Here is a 16,205-nt window from a genome sequence, read left to right as displayed (position 1 = left end):
GGCTGCGAATCGCCCGCTAATATTGACAGCGTGACCGTGTACCTTCAGGCAAACATGCTTCTGCTGCAAAAAAAAACTGGATACCTGCAAGAGGTTGATCCAGAAGTTTGTTGAACTACTGTTGATTTGAATGGTGGAGGCGGGGGGAGTCGAACCCGCCGTCCGGAAGAACGACCACAGGAGTTTCTCCGAGCGCAGGCTGCGCTTTAGATTTCGCCCCTTCGGCGGCCGCAGCCGGCCTCCTCAGACGCTATCTCGATGAGTGTCCCGCCGGTTCTCCGAGAATTGATCCGGCAGCCAGCCCGTTAGTCTGACACCCTGTCCCGGGTCACGGGCCCGGCGCGGGCAGGATGTTAACTGCGATTAAGCAGCTAAAGCGTATTCGTTGTTGGCAATTAATGTTTTCCCACCGTATTGCGGGCAGATGGAACCCCGGCTCGCTGCTCCTGCCACCAATTCCCCCGTCGAAACCATTTCGCCCCCATGAATAGTTAACCTGCCAACTTCATTTCTGTGCATCAAGAATCCGGTTCATGGATGCCACGCAAGGCACGCCCTAACATTTTCCGCACACCGCCGGTGCATTCAACCGTTTGAAATGCTGTCAAAACTGCAAACAGCTGAACCGTCCTCCAATGCATCATGCCCCGCCCAACCGGATAGAAATTTTACTGCTTTCCCCGCACTGCGCGCTCCATTTCCCTTTTTGCATCCCTGGCGGCCATGTCCTCGCGTTTGTCATACAGCTTTTTCCCTCTGGCCAGGGCCAGTTCCACCTTGGCCTTCCCCCGCCCGTTGAAGTAGAGCTTGAGCGGGATGATGGCCAGCCCCTTTTCCCTGCTTTTGCCCAGCAGGCGCATGATTTCCTGCCGGTGCATGAGCAGTTTACGCGTGCGCTTTGGTTCGTGGTTGAAGCGGTTACCTTGATCGTAAGGGCTGATATGCATATTATACAACATTAGTTCGGAATTTTCAATGCGCGCAAAACTGTCCTGCAAATTGGCCCGGCCCGCGCGCAGCGATTTAACCTCCGTGCCGGTAAGGGCAATCCCCGCCTCGTAGGTTTCCAGCACATGGTAGTCGTGACGGGCTTTTCTGTTCGCTGTAATCACTTTTTCCGGCATCAATGCCACCCCGGACAAGAGCGGCCCTTCTCCTGCACAGGAAGGGCCGAAAAAATTAATTCCTCTAATGTAAACCGCTTAAAATCATTATAACAGGATCGGGTTAATTGTCAAGAAGGACGGCGAGCAAAAATATCCCGGAATATGATTTAAAAATACGCTGAAAAAACTGATGGAAAACTCAAAGCAAATCATAGTCATACTATTGCATTACGCCATCCGTGACCGGCATCTGCTCCAAATTTAACCACTCCGGATAACGGCACCAGCAGGCGGGAAAGGCGCAAATTGCAGTTCAAAGTCCATAAACGACCGCTCGGCGCCACACATCAACCATTCGGCGTAATCTTATTTACATATCAGAAAAGTTGCATTAAGCTTTTCGATAAATTTAGTTAATCTATAGTTATAAAGATAACTTTTTATTATGATTGTCTTTTAATAAATTTTCTTTAGGGCAAGGGTTGGCTTGAAGCAATAATTCTACCAGACAAGGAGGTGAACATAATGTTTGATGGTATCATGCAACCTACCCACCTGATCCTGATCCTGATTGTCGTCCTGATTGTTTTTGGACCGGGCAAGCTTCCCGAGGCGGGCAAGGCAATGGGTAAAATGGTGCGCGAATTCCGCCGGGCCACTTCCGGCGCGCTGGAAGAAAAGGAAGAACCGAAACCGGCCGGCGCACCAGCGGCAGCGCAACTGGCTGAAGCCACGGAAAAGAAATAAAGAAATCTTGAAGGGGTGCTTCTGAATGGAAACAAAGCAAGGGGCGGCGCGCTGGCGTTTCCCCCTCACGCCCACCCGCTGCGTCTTGATTGCCCTGGCCCTGCTCGGCCTGGCGCTGTCGGCCTACCGTTTGGCCGCCGGTCTCGGCGCGGTCACCAATCTCAACGATCACTGGCCCTGGGGACTGTGGATCGGCTTCGACGTCCTCACCGGGGTGGCTCTGGCCGGAGGCGGCTACAGCACCTGCCTGCTGGTTTATGTGCTCAATGTAGCAAAGTTCAAGAGCATTGCACGCAGTGCCCTGCTCACCTCTTTAATCGGCTACCTGCTGGTCCTTTTCGGCCTGTTCATGGACATCGGACGCTGGTTCAACTTCTGGCGACCCTTTGTCTCCTGGGGCTACCACAGTGTGCTTTTCGAAGTGTTCTGGTGTATTTCCCTGTACACTTTAATCCAGCTGCTGGAATTCGGGCACATCGCCACTGAAAAAGTGGGCACGGCCAAACTGCACCGGTTTTTCGAAAAAATCCTGCCGGTGCTGTTTATCATCGGTATTGTGCTGCCCACCTTGCACCAGTCTTCACTGGGCTCGCTGTACTTAATCGAAGTGGGCAAGCTTTACCCCCTCTGGTGGTCGCCGTTTTTACCATTGTTTTTCCTGACCTCGTCTTTCTTTGTCGGCCCGGCCATGGTGATGCTGGAGACTTCCTTGAGCGGCAAAGTGCATCACAGCACGCCGGAACCTCAAGTTTACAACGGTTTGATTAAAGTAACCGGTTTCATGATGGTCTTCTACCTGCTGCTTAAGATTTACGATCTGGTTTCCCGCGGCGTGCTCAACCTGGCCTTCCAGAACACTTTGGAGGGGCACATGTTCCTGCTCGAAATGCTGGGTGGCATCATCATTCCCCTGCTTATTTTTGCAGTGCCGGCCTGGCGGACCAGCCGCACCGGCCAGGTTGTTTTCAGCGTACTGGTGACGGCCGGCTTGATTCTGAACCGGATGAATGTGGTCTTTACCGGCATGTCCCGTTCCCTGGGCGGCCATTACTTCCCATCTTTCATCGAGTGGGCGGTCAGTATCGGCATAGTCGCCCTGGGGGTGCTGGTTTACCTGTTTGTGGTGGAGAATTTCAACATTTTGCCCCAAGGGCGGGATGTGCAGCAAGAAAAGGAAGGTTCCACCCGGGCGGCGGCATAATTTTGCGCGACACCGGATAACGTCATATCCGCTTTCTAACGGCGAAGTTTTATAAAAAACCGGACCTGAGCTAAATTGCAGGGACGTCTGTGTTGTAAACGAAGGACAGGGGATGGGGGAAATGTTTAAAAAAGCAGGGGAAATGACCACCCTGGCGCATTTGGAAGAATTGCGGCGGGTGCTGATTATATCCATTGTAACCACCTTTGTACTGGCGGCGGCCTGCTGGATTTTCAGCGACCGGGTGATGGCCGTCTTGCTCCAACCGGTAACAGCCACCGGACACAAGGTGATTTATATCGGCATCACCGAAGCTCTTTTTACCAAGATCAAACTGTCCTTCTTCCTCGGCTTTTTGGCCGCCCTGCCGGTGATTCTCTGGCAGGTCTGGGGTTTTGTCATGCCGGCCCTGCGCCGCCGGGAAAAATTTTATTTCACCGTCTTTGTGTTTGTATCCTACCTCTTGTTTATCGCCGGCGTCGCTTTCAGCTTCCTGTTCGTCTTCAAGCTGGGCGTGCAATTCTTACTGCGCTTCGGCGGCCCGGAACTGCTGCCGATGCTGACCATCGGCCAATATGTCTCCTTTGCCATCACCTTCCTGCTGCCTTTCGGTCTGGTTTTTGAAATGCCCCTGGCCGCGCTTTTCCTGGCCCGGCTGGACGTCTTGCACTACCGGACCATGGTCCGGGGCCGGAAGGCGGCCATAGTGAGCGTGGTGGTCATCTCGGCGGCATTGATTCCCACACCCGATATCATGACTGTGATGATCATGGCCGGTCCGATGTACCTGCTCTACGAGCTGAGCGCCGAAATAGTGCGCCTGGTGGAATGGCAGCGGCGCCGCCGGCGGCGCCGGGAAGAAATGGCGGGTGCCGGCGACGGCATTGCGGCCTGCGCGGGGAAATAATTTTTAAATGATTTCGTGGAGGAGTTTACATGTCCGAGCACCAGGAGGAAAAAAAGGAAATCACCCGCCGCACATTCTTAAAAATGATGGCCGGCCTCGGTCTGGCCGGTTTGGGCGGTATGACCGCACTGCCGGGGAAAGCCCGGGCGGCACAGTATGCCGGCGGTTACGTGGCTGCCGGCGGTCAGGGCTGGCTGCCCTACCAGTACAACGTGCCGGGAGACTGGCAGGCACAGGTGCGCGGCCGGGTGCCCATTGACGACGACAACCCGTCCATCGTGCGCGATGACAATAAATGCATTTTATGCGGCCAGTGTCTGGAGACATGCAAGCATGTGGAAAGCGTTTTCGGCTATTACAAGCTGCCCATAGTGGACAAGACCATTTGCATTCACTGCGGTCAGTGCTCATTGAACTGCCCCACCGGTGCGATCAGCGAACGCAGCAATGTGGCAGACGTACTGCAGGCGCTACAGGATAAAAGCAAGTTCGTGCTGGCCCAGACCGCCCCGGCCACCCGGGTGGCTCTGGGCGAGGAATTCGGCCTGCCTCCCGGCAGCTGGGTGGCCGGTCAGCAGGTCAGCGCCCTGCGCGGGCTGGGCTTCAAAGCGGTGACGGACACCGTCTTCACCGCCGATCTGACCATCATGGAAGAAGCCACCGAACTGCTCGGGCGGATCAAGGGCAAGATCAACAAACCGCTGCCCCAGTTTACTTCCTGCTCGCCGGGCTGGATTAAATTCTGCGAGTATTTTTATCCGGACCTGCTGCCCCACATGTCTTCCTGCAAATCACCGCAGCAGATGCTGGGCGCGCTGGCCAAGACTTATTACGCGCGCCGGAATAACATCGACCCGGCGAGCATTGTATCGGTTTCAATCATGCCCTGTACGGCCAAGAAGTTTGAATGTTCCCGCCCGGAAATGGACGCCGCCGCCCGCTACTGGAACAAGCCCGGCCTGCGGGATGTGGATTATGTGCTGACCACCCGGGAACTGGCACAGCTTCTAAAGGCCAGACAGATCAACCTGACTCAACTGCCGGAATCGGATTACGACCGCCTGCTGGGCGAGGGCACCGGCGCCGGCATCATCTTCGGCGCCAGCGGCGGTGTGATGGAGGCGGCGCTGCGCACGGCCTATTTCTCCATCACCGGACAAAAGCCCCCCGCGCAACTGCTCAACTTCACGCCGGTGCGCGGCCTGCAGGGGGTCAAAGAGGCGGCGGTGGACATTCCCGGCGCGGGGACGGTCAAGGTGGCCGTCTGCCAGGGCATGGCCAGCGGCCGGCAGGTACTGGAGGCGGTGCGCCGGGGACAGGCCCCGTGGGTGTTCGTGGAATTCATGACCTGCCCGGGCGGCTGCATCAGCGGCGGCGGACAACCGCGCAGTGCCGTGCCGCCGACCGATGAAATCCGGCAAAAACGCGCCGCCGCGCTGTACAGCGCCGACCAGCGCTGGCCCAAACGCGACAGTTTCGAAAACGATGAAGTAATGGCCCTGTACAAGGACTTTCTGGGACACCCGCTCGGTGAGTTGTCTGAAAAACTGCTGCATACGGAATATCTTTCCCGGGCCAAGGAATTGAAACCGGTCACCGTCAAGATCGCCCCGGCCGCTTCCCGGGCGTAGCCACCGGAATTTTTTATTCCGGCACGGCTATGAACAGTTCCCTTACCATTTGCGACGGGTTGCACCTGACGGAATAGAAACTGCTGATGCTTTACCACAGCGGAGATTCCGCCGCCGCGCTTTTCAGGCGTCAAGGACGTAGTGGAATAAATGGCACCGTAATGGTATACAGGCGTCTGATATAAAAACTTCCGTGCCGGCGGACAAATCCGGCGCCGGGGCATAAACTCCCGGAGTGGACACAATCAGGATCCTGTTAAGGAGGTTTATCCATGGCCCAGGGAAAGGCTGTTTTAGTAGATGTGACCAAATGCGTGGGTTGTGAAAGTTGTTCCGTGGCCTGCCGGCTGTACAACGAATTGCCGCCGGAAAAAACGGGCGCGGAAAAGCACGAACTGGAAGCCGGCCAGTGGACGGTAGTTCAAGCACATACAGTTGACTATAAAGGCGAAAAGGTGCGCCGGTTTGTCAAAAATCAGTGCATGCACTGCCTGGAACCGGCCTGCGCCTCGGCCTGCTTTGCCAAAGCACTGCAAAAAACGCCGGAGGGGCCGGTGGTCTACAACGCCAAACTTTGTGTCGGCTGCCGTTACTGCATACTGGCCTGTCCCTTCGACATCCCCAAATACGAGTGGGATCAGGTTTTCCCCAAAATCAGCAAGTGCCAGATGTGCCTTTCCCGGGTGGCCAAGAACGAAATGCCCGCCTGCGTCAGCGTTTGCCCGACCGGCGCGCTGACCTTCGGCGACCGGGATGCCATGCTCAAGGAGGCACACAAACGCATCGCCCAGGCACCGGATCTGTACGCCAATTATGTTTACGGTGAAAATGAAGCGGGCGGCACATCCTGGCTCTACCTGACGGACGTACCCTTCCAGCAGTTGGGCTTCAACACCGGGGTGGTGAAAAAGCCCCTGCCCGGCTATACCGAACGGGTTTTACGCTGGACGCCGGGCATTGCCGTCGGCTGGGGCGCGCTTTTAACCGGCATGTATTTTTACAACCGGCGGCGCGGTGAAGTGGAGAAAGAAGAGCAGGGCAAGAAAAAGATAATCTAATTGACACCGGCACGGATGGGAAGCCGGCCGGAGTTCATAACAGGCTGGCCAGATCAGGAGATTCCGGGTGCTGTCTGCAGAAAGTAAATATTCGTTATCCTGGTTTATATGCTCTCCCGTGAGCAAAGGAGAGGCAAGCCTCTCCTTTCTCTCCTCTCTCATAAATCCTTTTATTGACGCGCAGGGTATTCTCCTGCGCTATTTTTTTGAGAGCCGGCTGCAGTGATCCAACGCCGGTAATCATCAATATGGCCGGCCGGCACGCGCAAGAATTTTAATTATGGTATTCCATAAACTGCGCCGGCGTTTGGCCGATCACACTTTTAAAAATTTGGCCCGGGCATGCACCGGCACCTGCCCGTCAGGCAGGGCGATCTCGGCAGCCAGTTCGAACAGCCGTCCCCGGCCGCCCGTCTGCCGCGCTGTTACCTCCAGGGGCACTCCCACCGGTACGGGCCGGCTGAACCGGGTAGTCATTTCCGCCGTCATGCCGGCAATCCCCTGCAGCCATAGCCATTGGGCCATCACTTCGTCCAGCAGGGTGGCAATCAGCCCGCCGTGCATACAGCCGTTCCAGCCCTGGTGTACTTCCCCGGCGGTAAAAGTGGTCCGGCAGACGCCATCTTCGAGGCTGAACTGCAAATGCAGACCGATTGGATTGCGCGGGCTGCAGGCAAAACACATATGGTCGTCTTTATTGAAGGCGGACAAACGGTATCACCTCGTCACATTCTTGCATGTACAGTGCTTTTTCAAGAAGGACCTTCCACTCTTTTTCCAACGGCAGGTATCTCCTTATCCTGCAAAGGCACAGCGCTGAAAAGTTATAAATTAGCACTGCAAATTCCTTTATAAAATTTGGGCATCGATAGTGCTTTCCAAATTATTCACCATCATGTTGCTTTTACTATTCTTACCAACCTAACTTAAACAAATCATGTTACACCACCTATTCTCCAAACGGCTGCAATTTCCTGCCAACGGCCGGCAAGCGCAATAAAGACAAAAACGCCGGGCTTTCACCCGGCGGAACAGCTCTTCTTTTTTGTATCCGGCTTAGTGTAAAAGCATGGAACCGATGATCAGCGAAATGGTACCGGCCACCTTGATCAGCGGGTTCATGGCCGGACCGGAAGTATCCTTGCAGGGGTCGCCAACGGTGTCGCCGATGACGGCGGCCTTGTGCGGCTCGCTCTTTTTGCCGCCCAGGTTGCCAGCTTCAATATATTTCTTGGCGTTGTCCCAGGAACCGCCGGCATTGGCCAGGAAGAGGGCCATCAGAACGCCGGTGGCGGTCAGACCGGACAGGAAGCCGGCCAGCGCCAGGGCGCCCAGGCCGAAACCGACGATCAGCGGCACACCCACGGCCAGCAGGCCGGGCAGGATCATCTTGCTGATCGCCGCACCGGTGGCGATGCTCACGCAGCGGGCATAGTCCGGACGGCCGGTGCCTTCCATGATGCCGGGGATTTCACGGAACTGGCGGCGCACTTCGTTTACCATGCCGAAGGCGGCTTCACCCACCGCACGCATGGTGATGGCGGAAACCAGGAAGGGCATGGACGCGCCGATGAACAGACCGACCAGCACCAGCGGATTGTTCAGGTTGACGACCAGTTTGCCGCCCACCAGCAGGCTCTGCAGGCGCGGATTCCGGGCCACTTCGTCGGCAAATGCCTGGAACAGGGCCAGCGCGGTCAAGGCGGCCGAACCGATGGCAAAGCCCTTGGCAATGGCGGCGGTGGTGTTGCCCACCGAGTCCAGTTTGTCTGTTATCTGCCGGACTTCCGGCGGCAGTTCGGCCATCTCGGCGATGCCGCCGGCGTTGTCGGCCACCGGACCGAAGGAGTCCATGGCCACCACTATGCCGGCGGTGGACAGCATGCCCATGGCCGCCATGGCGATGCCGTAAATGGCGTGGGCGGGATCACCCCAACTGGCCGCCCAATAAGCAAAGTAGATGGCGGCGGCAAACACCAGCATGGGGAAGAACACGCTCTCCATGCCGACGGACAGACCATGAATGATATTGGTGGCCGGACCGGTCTTGGAGGCTTCGGCAATACGCAGGCAGGGTTTTTTCAAGTTGGAGGTGTAGTATTCGGTAAGCGTACCGACCAGCACGTTGGTGACCAGGCCGGCCAGCACCGCCAGGAAAATGCCGGTGCCCTCGGTGGCACCGAACACGGAACGGCCGAGGAAGAACACGGCGATGGCGGTGAGCAGGTTGGTGGTATAAAGGCCGACGTTCAAAGCGGCCTGCGGGTTGCCGCCTTCACCGGTGCGCACAAAGAAGGTGCCGATGATCGCCGCCACAATGCCGATGGCACCCACCAGCAGCGGGAAAAAGGCACCCTTGGGTCCGAAAATGCTGTTGCCCAGGATCATGGCCGCAATGGTGGTGGCGGCGTATGATTCGAACAGGTCGGCGCCCATGCCGGCCGTGTCGCCCACGTTGTCGCCCACGTTGTCGGCAATGGTGGCCGGGTTGCGCGGATCGTCTTCCGGAATGCCGGCTTCCACCTTGCCCACCAGGTCGGCGCCCACATCAGCCGCTTTGGTGTAAATACCGCCGCCGACACGGGCGAAGAACGCGATGGCGCTGGCGCCGAAAGCGAAGCTGTTGATTACCACGGCGTCCTTGAAAATAAGAAACAGCACGGACACCCCTAAAAGACCCAAGCCGGCCACCGAAAGACCCATCACGGCACCGGCCCGGAAGGAAACGTTCAGCGCCTTGCCCAGGCCGTTGCTGCGGGCGGCCTCGGTGGTGCGGGCGTTGGACTTGGTGGTGCTGTTCATGCCGATATAACCGGCAATGGCGGAGCAAATAGCGCCCACCAGGAAGGAAATGGCCAGGGAAATACCATTATGAGCAAAAAATAGCAGGACGAAAATTACCAGTGCGAAGGGGATCAATGTTTTATACTGCCGGTTGAGGTAAGCCATGGCGCCTTCCTGCACGGCCTCGGACAACTCTTTCATCTTCGGCGTGCCCATGGGCTCCTTCAACACGCTGGCCATGGTAAACAACGCGAATAGCAAACCCAGCGCGCCGGCGGCGGCGCTGTAATAAGCCAACGTTATGGATTCCTGCACTCTTTAATACCCTCCTCATCCCCAATTTTTCTCTACACTACTGCCAGAGACCCAGAAGAAGAGCCGTCAAACCAAACAGAATGGCAACCACAGTGGTGACCTTGGCCAGTAACTCGTCAAGGCCCTTCTTCTTGCCAAAGATGGTTTCCGCGCCGCCGGCAATGGCCCCGGACAAACCGGCGCTTTTGCCCGACTGCAGCAATACAGTGGCGATCAGTGCAATGGATACTATTACATGAATGGCGGTTACCAGGCCTTTTAACAATCGTGTCACCTCCTTCCGGCTGCCCAGTTGTAAGTAATTATAGCATAGCCAGCAAAAAATAACAATGGACGGGCGTGAAATTTGGTACAAAGACGCGGCGCCGGGTGATACGCCCGTCCATTTGGCTTTAACGCAGGCAGTACAGGGATTCGCGTCCCCGGTACAGGGCGGTGTCGCCCAGTTCCTCCTCGATGCGTAGCAACTGGTTGTACTTGGCCACCCGGTCGGTGCGGGAAGGGGCGCCGGTTTTGATCAGCCCGGCGTTGGTGGCCACCACCAGGTCGGCGATGGTGGTGTCTTCCGTTTCCCCGGAACGGTGGCTGACCACGGCGGTGAAGCCGGCCCGCTTGGCCATTTCGATGGCGCCCAGGGTTTCCGTGATCGTGCCGATCTGGTTCAACTTGATTAAAATGGAGTTGGCCGCTCCGAGAGCGATTCCCTTTTGCAGCCGCTCCATGTTGGTGACAAAGATGTCGTCGCCCACAATCTGCACCCGCTTGCCCAGCCGGGCGGTGAGCTTCTGCCAGCCCTCCCAGTCGTCCTCGGCCAGCCCGTCTTCAATGGAGAGCACGGGGAAGCGCTCCACCAGCGAAGCGTAAAACGCAATCATGTCTTCCGCCGTCCGGGGCTTGCCTTCCAGCATGTATTTGCCGTCTTTGAAAAACTCCGTGGCCGCCGGATCCATGGCCAGCGCGACGTCTTCCCCGGGCCGGTAGCCGGCCGCCCGGATCGCTTCCACAATCACCGCCAGCGCTTCTTCGTTGGAATTCAAGTTGGGCGCAAAACCGCCCTCGTCGCCGACCGCCGTGTTCAGCCCCTTTTGCTTGAGCACCTTTTTCAGGTGGTGGAAAACTTCCGCCCCCATGCGCAGGCCTTCGGCAAAATCCGGCGCGCCCACGGGCATGATCATGAATTCCTGGATGTCCACGTTGTTATCGGCATGCTTGCCGCCGTTTAAAATGTTCATCATCGGTACAGGCAGCTGGCGGGCGTTCACCCCACCCAGGTACTGGTACAGGGAGAGGCCCACCGCCTGCGCGGCCGCCTTGGCCGCGGCCATGGAAACCCCCAGGATGGCGTTGGCGCCCAATTTGCCCTTGTTGGGCGTGCCGTCCAGTTCAGTCATGGTCATGTCCAGGCCCACCTGGTCGGTGACGTCGAAACCGATCACCTCGGGGGCGATCTCATCATTGACGTTGTCCACCGCCCGGGTCACGCCCTTGCCCAGAAAGCGGCCGGGCTCTTCGTCCCGCAGTTCCACCGCCTCGTGTGCGCCGGTGGAGGCGCCGGAGGGCACGGCCGCCCGGCCCAGGGTGCCGTCTTCCAGCACCACGTCCACCTCGATGGTGGGGTTGCCCCGGGAATCCAGGATCTCCCGGGCAAATACTTCGGTAATGGTGGTTGACATGGAAAACACTCCTTAACCTGTTTTTGTTTGACCGCCCGGTGTCAGCGGGCAATCAACGATTGACCGGTCATCTCCGCCGGCCGGGGGAGGCCCAGCAAATCCAGCATAGTCGGTGCGATGTCGGACAGTCGGCCGGCGTGCAGGGTTGTCTGTTCCAGTCCCTTTCCCGTCAGGATGAAAGGCACCGGATCGGTGGTATGGGCCGTATGCGGGTGACCGTTGGGATCCAGCATTTCTTCGGCGTTGCCGTGGTCGGCGGTGATCAGCGCCACCCCGTTCTTTTGCCGCACCGCCTCCACCACCCGGCCCACGCACCGGTCCACCGCTTCCACCGCCTGCACCGCGGCCGCCATATCCCCGGTGTGGCCGACCATGTCGGCGTTGGCGTAGTTCATGATGATCACCTGGTATTTGTCCGCGGCCAGTTGTGCCAAAAAGGCGTCCGTCACTTCGTAGGCGCTCATTTCCGGTTTTTGGTCGTAAGTGGCCACCTTGGGCGAGGGGATCAGGATGCGGTCCTCGCCCGGATTGGGCGCTTCCACCCCGCCGTTGAAGAAAAAGGTGACGTGGGCGTACTTTTCCGTCTCCGCCAGGCGCAATTGCTTCAGTCCCCGGCTGCTCAATATTTCGCCCAGCGTATTCTTTAGATCATGGGGCCGGAAAGCCACCGGCGCGTCAATGGTCTTGTCGTACAGGGTCATACAGGTGAAGTGCACCCGCGGCCGGCCGGCGGGGCGCGCAAAGCCGTTGAAATCCTCATCCACAAAGGCGCGCGTGATCTGCCTGGCCCGGTCGGGCCGGAAGTTGTAAAAGATCACCGCGTCCCCGTCCCGCACCGTGGCCACCGGCGCGCCCTGCTCATCCACAATCACCGTGGGCTGTACGAACTCGTCCCATTCCTTGCGCTGGTAGGAGGCTTCGAGAGCGGCCAGGGCCGTGGGCGCCTGCAAGCCCTCACCAAGCACCATGGCCCGGTAGGCCCTTTCCGTGCGTTCCCACCGTTTGTCCCGGTCCATGGCATAGTAGCGGCCCATCACCGTGGCCGCCCGGCCGGTATTCAATTCCCGGCATTTTTCCTCCAACTGCCGGATGTAGACGCCGGCGTTGTCGGGCGGCACATCCCGTCCGTCCAGAAAACAATGCACATAAACCCGGGGCAGGTTGTGCCTTTTGGCCAGCTCGAGCAGGGCAAAAAGATGGCTGACGTGGCTGTGCACACCGCCGTCGGACAAAAGGCCGATCAGGTGCAGCGACGACTGGTTGTCCTGCACGTGCTTTACCGCCGCCAGCAGTTCCGCATTGTTAAAAAAACTGCCGTCCCGCACGGCCCGGGTGATGCGGGTCAGTTCCTGGTAAACAATGCGACCGGCGCCGATATTCAGGTGTCCCACTTCCGAATTGCCCATCTGCCCCTCCGGCAGGCCGACGGCTTCACCGGAGGTATCCAGGCGGGTATGCGGACAGCCGTCTGTAAGCCGGCTCATATTGGGTGTATTTGCTTCGGCGATGGCGTTGCCCCTGGTCTGTGCGCTCAAACCCCAGCCGTCCAGGATGACCAGGACCATGGGGGTGTGTTTAATTTCCATTTCCAGCCTCCCGGTTGCCCGCCGCCCTGACAATGGCGGCAAAACTGTCCACCTGCAGGCTGGCGCCGCCCACCAGGGCGCCGTCGATATCCGGTTCGGCCATCAGGCCGGCCGCATTGTCCGGCTTGACGCTGCCGCCGTACTGGATGCGCACCCGGCCGGCCGCCCCGTGACCGGCCAGCCCGGCCAGCAGGGCGCGGATGTAGCCGTTCACCTGCTGGGCGTCGCGCGTTGAAGCGGTACGTCCGGTGCCGATCGCCCAGACCGGTTCGTAGGCTACCACCAGCCCGGCCAGTTCATCCGCCGTCAGTCCGGCCAGCGAACCGTCAATCTGGGTTTTGATCACCGCTTCCGTGCGCCCGGCCTCCCGTTCCGCCAGCTGCTCGCCCACGCAGACAATGGGCGTCAGGCCGTGCTTCAAGGCCGCCTTCACCTTTTTATTGACCGTTTGATCGGTTTCACCGAAATACTGGCGCCGTTCCGAATGTCCCAGGATGATATAGCGGCAGCCAATTTCCTTGAGCATCAGGGGCGAAATTTCCCCGGTAAACGCCCCTTCCTCCGCCCAGTACATGTTCTGGGCGCCCAGGGCGATTTGGCTGCCCGCCAGTTCCCGGGCCACCGCCGCCAGGGCGGTAAAAGGCGGGCAGACGGCCACTTCCGCCCCGCCGGCGCCGGCCAGCGCCGCCTTCAGCCCGCGCACAAATTCCACCGCCTGGTCCACCGTCTTGTACATCTTCCAGTTGCCGGCCATCAAAGGTACACGCATTGACGTCCCACCCCTTTCTTCACGCTTCCTGCAACGCCGCCACCCCCGGCAGCACCCGGCCTTCCAGGAACTCCAGGGAAGCGCCGCCGCCGGTGGAAATGTGGGACATCCGGCCGGCCACACCGGCTTTGGCCACCGCCGCCGCCGTGTCGCCGCCGCCCACCACGGTGGTGGCGCCGCTTTCCGCCAGCGCCCGGGCCACGGCGAAGGTACCCGCGGCAAAGGGGGCCATTTCAAATACGCCCATCGGGCCGTTCCAGATCACCGTGCGCGCCTTTTTAATTTCCCCGGCAAAAATTGCCGCGCTCTCCGGTCCGGTATCCAAGGCCATCCAGTCCGCCGGCACCGCATCCACGGGCACCACCTTCGGCTGCGCGTCCGGATCGGCCGCCTCGGCCACCACCAGATCCACGGGCAGGAGCAGTTTCACTCCCCGTCCGGCGGCCCGCTCAATGAGCTCTTTGGCCAGCTCCACCTTGTCCCCCTCCAGCAGGGACTTGCCCATGTTGTAACCACGGGCGGCCAGAAAGGTGTTGGCCATCCCCCCGCCGATGATCAACGTGTCCACCTTGCCGAGCAGGTTTTCAATCACCTTGATCTTGTCCGAAACCTTGGCCCCGCCGAGAATGGCCACAAAGGGGCGCTCCGGGTTTTCCAGCGCCCCGCCCAGCATATTGATTTCTTTTTCCATCAAAAAACCGGCCACGGCGGGCAAAAAGCGGGCCACCCCCGCGGTGGAGGCATGTGCCCGGTGGGCCGTGCCGAAGGCGTCGTTGACATAAATGTCGGCCAAATCAGCCAGCCGGCGGGCGAACTTCTCGTCGTTTTTTTCCTCTTCCGGATGAAAGCGCACATTTTCCAGCAGCAATACGTCCCCCGGCGTCATTTTGGCTACGGCCGCCCGGGGCTCTTCGCCCACGCAATCGTCCACCTTGACCACCGGCCGGCCGAGCAGTTCACCCAGCCGGCGGGCGACCGGATCCAGACGGTAGCGGTCGTCCACCTTGCCCTTGGGCCGGCCCAAATGGGAGGCCAGGATCACCCTGGCCTTGTGTTCCGTCAAGTACCTGATGGTGGGCAGCGCCGCCCGGATACGGGTATCGTCGGTGACATTGCCCTGCTGATCCATTGGCACGTTGAAATCCACCCGCACCAGCACCCGCTTGCCGGACACATCAATGTCCCTGATGGTTTTACGGGTCATCTGCATGCATACCCCCTGTTGGAACGGTTTTCCTGTAATAAGTGCTTAGACATAGTTTGTCAAAATCCTTTCGCGGCCATGTATAAAATCAAATCCAGAATGCGGTTGGAATAGCCCCATTCGTTGTCGTACCAGGCCAGCACCTTGACCATATCCTGATCCATGACCATGGTGGACGGCGCATCGACAATGGAAGAACGGGGATCCCCGTTGAAATCGATCGAAACCAGGGGCAGTTCGCTGTAGCCCAGAATCCCCTTCATTTCGCTTTCCGAGGCATCTTTCAATATGCTGTTCACTTCTTCAACTGTTGCCGGCCGGTTCAGCTGGACCACCAGGTCCACCACGCTCACGTTGGGCAGCGGTACGCGCATGGCAAAACCATTCAGTTTGCCCTGCAGGTGGGGCAGCACCAGTCCCACCGCTTTGGCCGCGCCGGTGGTGGTCGGTACGATGCTCATGAAGGCGGCCCGGCCGCGCCGCAGATCCTTGAAGGGCATATCCAGAATCTGCTGACTGTTGGTCACCGCATGCACCGTGGTCATCAGGCCCTTGACAATGCCGAAGTTGTCGTCCAGCACCCTGGCTACCGGCGCCAGGCAGTTGGTCGTACAGGAAGCGTTGGAAACCACATGGTGGGCGCGCGGATCATATTGCCCGTGATTGACCCCCATCACAAAGGTGGGCATCGCGTCCTTGGCCGGGGCGCTGACGACCACCTTTTTGGCCCCCCCGGCCAGGTGCCGGGAGGCGTCCGCCACGGATTTGAACTTGCCGGTGGATTCCACCACCACATCCACGCCCAGGTCCCCCCAGGGCAGTTTGGCCGGGTCCGCCTCGGCAAAAACGGCGACTTCCCGCCCGTTATAGAAAATGGATTTTTCGTCCGCCTGTATGTCGGCGTCCAAACGGCCGTGAATGGAATCATATTTTAAAACGTGGGCCAGCTTGCGCGCATAGCTTTCATCGGCCGGGAGCCGGCGGGATTTGTGGTTTACGGCCACCACCTGGATGTCCGGGTAGCGGCGGGAGGCCCGCAGTACATTCAAGCCAATCCTTCCGAAACCATTAATCCCTATTTTCACCGTCATTATTGGTGCTCTCTCCTTTCAATAGTATGCCTTAGTGAACGTGATTTATTTAATTATGACATTCTATTCGCCGCCGGCCGAATAGTTCCTCCCTTTTCCGGTACGCTAAAGAAAAATTTTTAGGGCGCCGGAA

General features: G+C 58.7%; 14 protein-coding genes and 1 other RNA gene. 5 read left to right on the top strand and 10 right to left on the bottom strand.

Annotation, left to right across the window (positions count from 1 at the left end):
- Window positions 1-131 precede the first annotated feature (131 nt).
- Both ssrA and smpB read right to left on the bottom strand, forming a co-directional pair.
- Window positions 132-483: a transfer-messenger RNA gene (ssrA, locus tag A6M21_RS14850) on the bottom strand.
- Window positions 484-668: 185 nt separating this feature from the next.
- Window positions 669-1,124: an SsrA-binding protein SmpB gene (smpB, locus tag A6M21_RS14845; RefSeq protein WP_066670387.1), complete on the bottom strand. Its 456-nt coding sequence runs from the start codon at window positions 1,122-1,124 to the stop codon at window positions 669-671.
- 507 nt (window positions 1,125-1,631) lie between these two features.
- On the opposite strand from smpB, the gene tatA reads away from it, so the two are divergent.
- The 5 genes from tatA to A6M21_RS14820 all read left to right on the top strand — a co-directional run bounded on the left by tatA (window position 1,632) and on the right by A6M21_RS14820 (window position 6,650).
- Entirely contained in the window at window positions 1,632-1,853 is a 222-nt protein-coding gene (tatA, locus tag A6M21_RS14840; protein ID WP_066670310.1) for a twin-arginine translocase TatA/TatE family subunit, read from the top strand.
- A 25-nt stretch (window positions 1,854-1,878) separates the two neighbouring features.
- A complete protein-coding gene (gene nrfD, locus A6M21_RS14835; RefSeq protein WP_066670308.1) occupies window positions 1,879-3,054 on the top strand; it encodes an NrfD/PsrC family molybdoenzyme membrane anchor subunit in 1,176 nt (391 codons plus the stop codon).
- A 121-nt stretch (window positions 3,055-3,175) separates the two neighbouring features.
- Window positions 3,176-3,961, top strand: coding sequence for a twin-arginine translocase subunit TatC (gene tatC / locus A6M21_RS14830; RefSeq protein WP_066670385.1), 786 nt, complete (start codon window positions 3,176-3,178; stop codon window positions 3,959-3,961).
- Window positions 3,962-3,990: 29 nt separating this feature from the next.
- Entirely contained in the window at window positions 3,991-5,592 is a 1,602-nt protein-coding gene (locus A6M21_RS14825; RefSeq protein WP_066670299.1) for a [FeFe] hydrogenase, group A, read from the top strand.
- A gap of 272 nt (window positions 5,593-5,864) precedes the next feature.
- Window positions 5,865-6,650: a 4Fe-4S dicluster domain-containing protein gene (locus A6M21_RS14820; protein ID WP_066670296.1), complete on the top strand. Its 786-nt coding sequence runs from the start codon at window positions 5,865-5,867 to the stop codon at window positions 6,648-6,650.
- A 315-nt stretch (window positions 6,651-6,965) separates the two neighbouring features.
- On the opposite strand, the gene A6M21_RS14815 is transcribed toward A6M21_RS14820, so the two are convergent.
- The 8 genes from A6M21_RS14815 to gap form a co-directional block, all read right to left on the bottom strand.
- Window positions 6,966-7,361 (bottom strand): PaaI family thioesterase, encoded by a 396-nt coding sequence (locus A6M21_RS14815; protein WP_242868866.1) that lies wholly within the window; start codon window positions 7,359-7,361, stop codon window positions 6,966-6,968.
- Window positions 7,362-7,706: 345 nt separating this feature from the next.
- Window positions 7,707-9,749 (bottom strand): sodium-translocating pyrophosphatase, encoded by a 2,043-nt coding sequence (locus A6M21_RS14810; protein ID WP_151191965.1) that lies wholly within the window; start codon window positions 9,747-9,749, stop codon window positions 7,707-7,709.
- A gap of 37 nt (window positions 9,750-9,786) precedes the next feature.
- A complete protein-coding gene (gene secG, locus A6M21_RS14805; protein WP_066670293.1) occupies window positions 9,787-10,014 on the bottom strand; it encodes a preprotein translocase subunit SecG in 228 nt (75 codons plus the stop codon).
- Window positions 10,015-10,141: 127 nt separating this feature from the next.
- Entirely contained in the window at window positions 10,142-11,422 is a 1,281-nt protein-coding gene (gene eno / locus A6M21_RS14800; protein ID WP_066670381.1) for a phosphopyruvate hydratase, read from the bottom strand.
- A 41-nt stretch (window positions 11,423-11,463) separates the two neighbouring features.
- Window positions 11,464-13,008: a 2,3-bisphosphoglycerate-independent phosphoglycerate mutase gene (gpmI, locus tag A6M21_RS14795; RefSeq protein ID WP_066670291.1), complete on the bottom strand. Its 1,545-nt coding sequence runs from the start codon at window positions 13,006-13,008 to the stop codon at window positions 11,464-11,466.
- Complete coding sequence (gene tpiA / locus A6M21_RS14790; RefSeq protein ID WP_066670289.1) at window positions 12,998-13,777, bottom strand: triose-phosphate isomerase; 780 nt, start codon at window positions 13,775-13,777, stop codon at window positions 12,998-13,000. Before tpiA ends, gpmI begins: the two co-directional genes overlap by 11 nt.
- Before the next feature lie 19 nt (window positions 13,778-13,796).
- Complete coding sequence (locus tag A6M21_RS14785; RefSeq protein WP_066670379.1) at window positions 13,797-14,981, bottom strand: phosphoglycerate kinase; 1,185 nt, start codon at window positions 14,979-14,981, stop codon at window positions 13,797-13,799.
- A 59-nt stretch (window positions 14,982-15,040) separates the two neighbouring features.
- Window positions 15,041-16,072: a type I glyceraldehyde-3-phosphate dehydrogenase gene (gene gap, locus A6M21_RS14780; RefSeq protein WP_066670285.1), complete on the bottom strand. Its 1,032-nt coding sequence runs from the start codon at window positions 16,070-16,072 to the stop codon at window positions 15,041-15,043.
- Between the last annotated feature and the right edge of the window lie 133 nt (window positions 16,073-16,205).

The organism is Desulfotomaculum copahuensis, assembly GCF_001655685.1.
Lineage (GTDB): Bacteria > Bacillota > Desulfotomaculia > Desulfotomaculales > Desulfovirgulaceae > Desulfotomaculum_G > Desulfotomaculum_G copahuensis.
The sequence above is the reverse complement of the archived record's forward strand: the minus strand, read 5'-3'. Positions and strand labels throughout refer to the sequence as shown.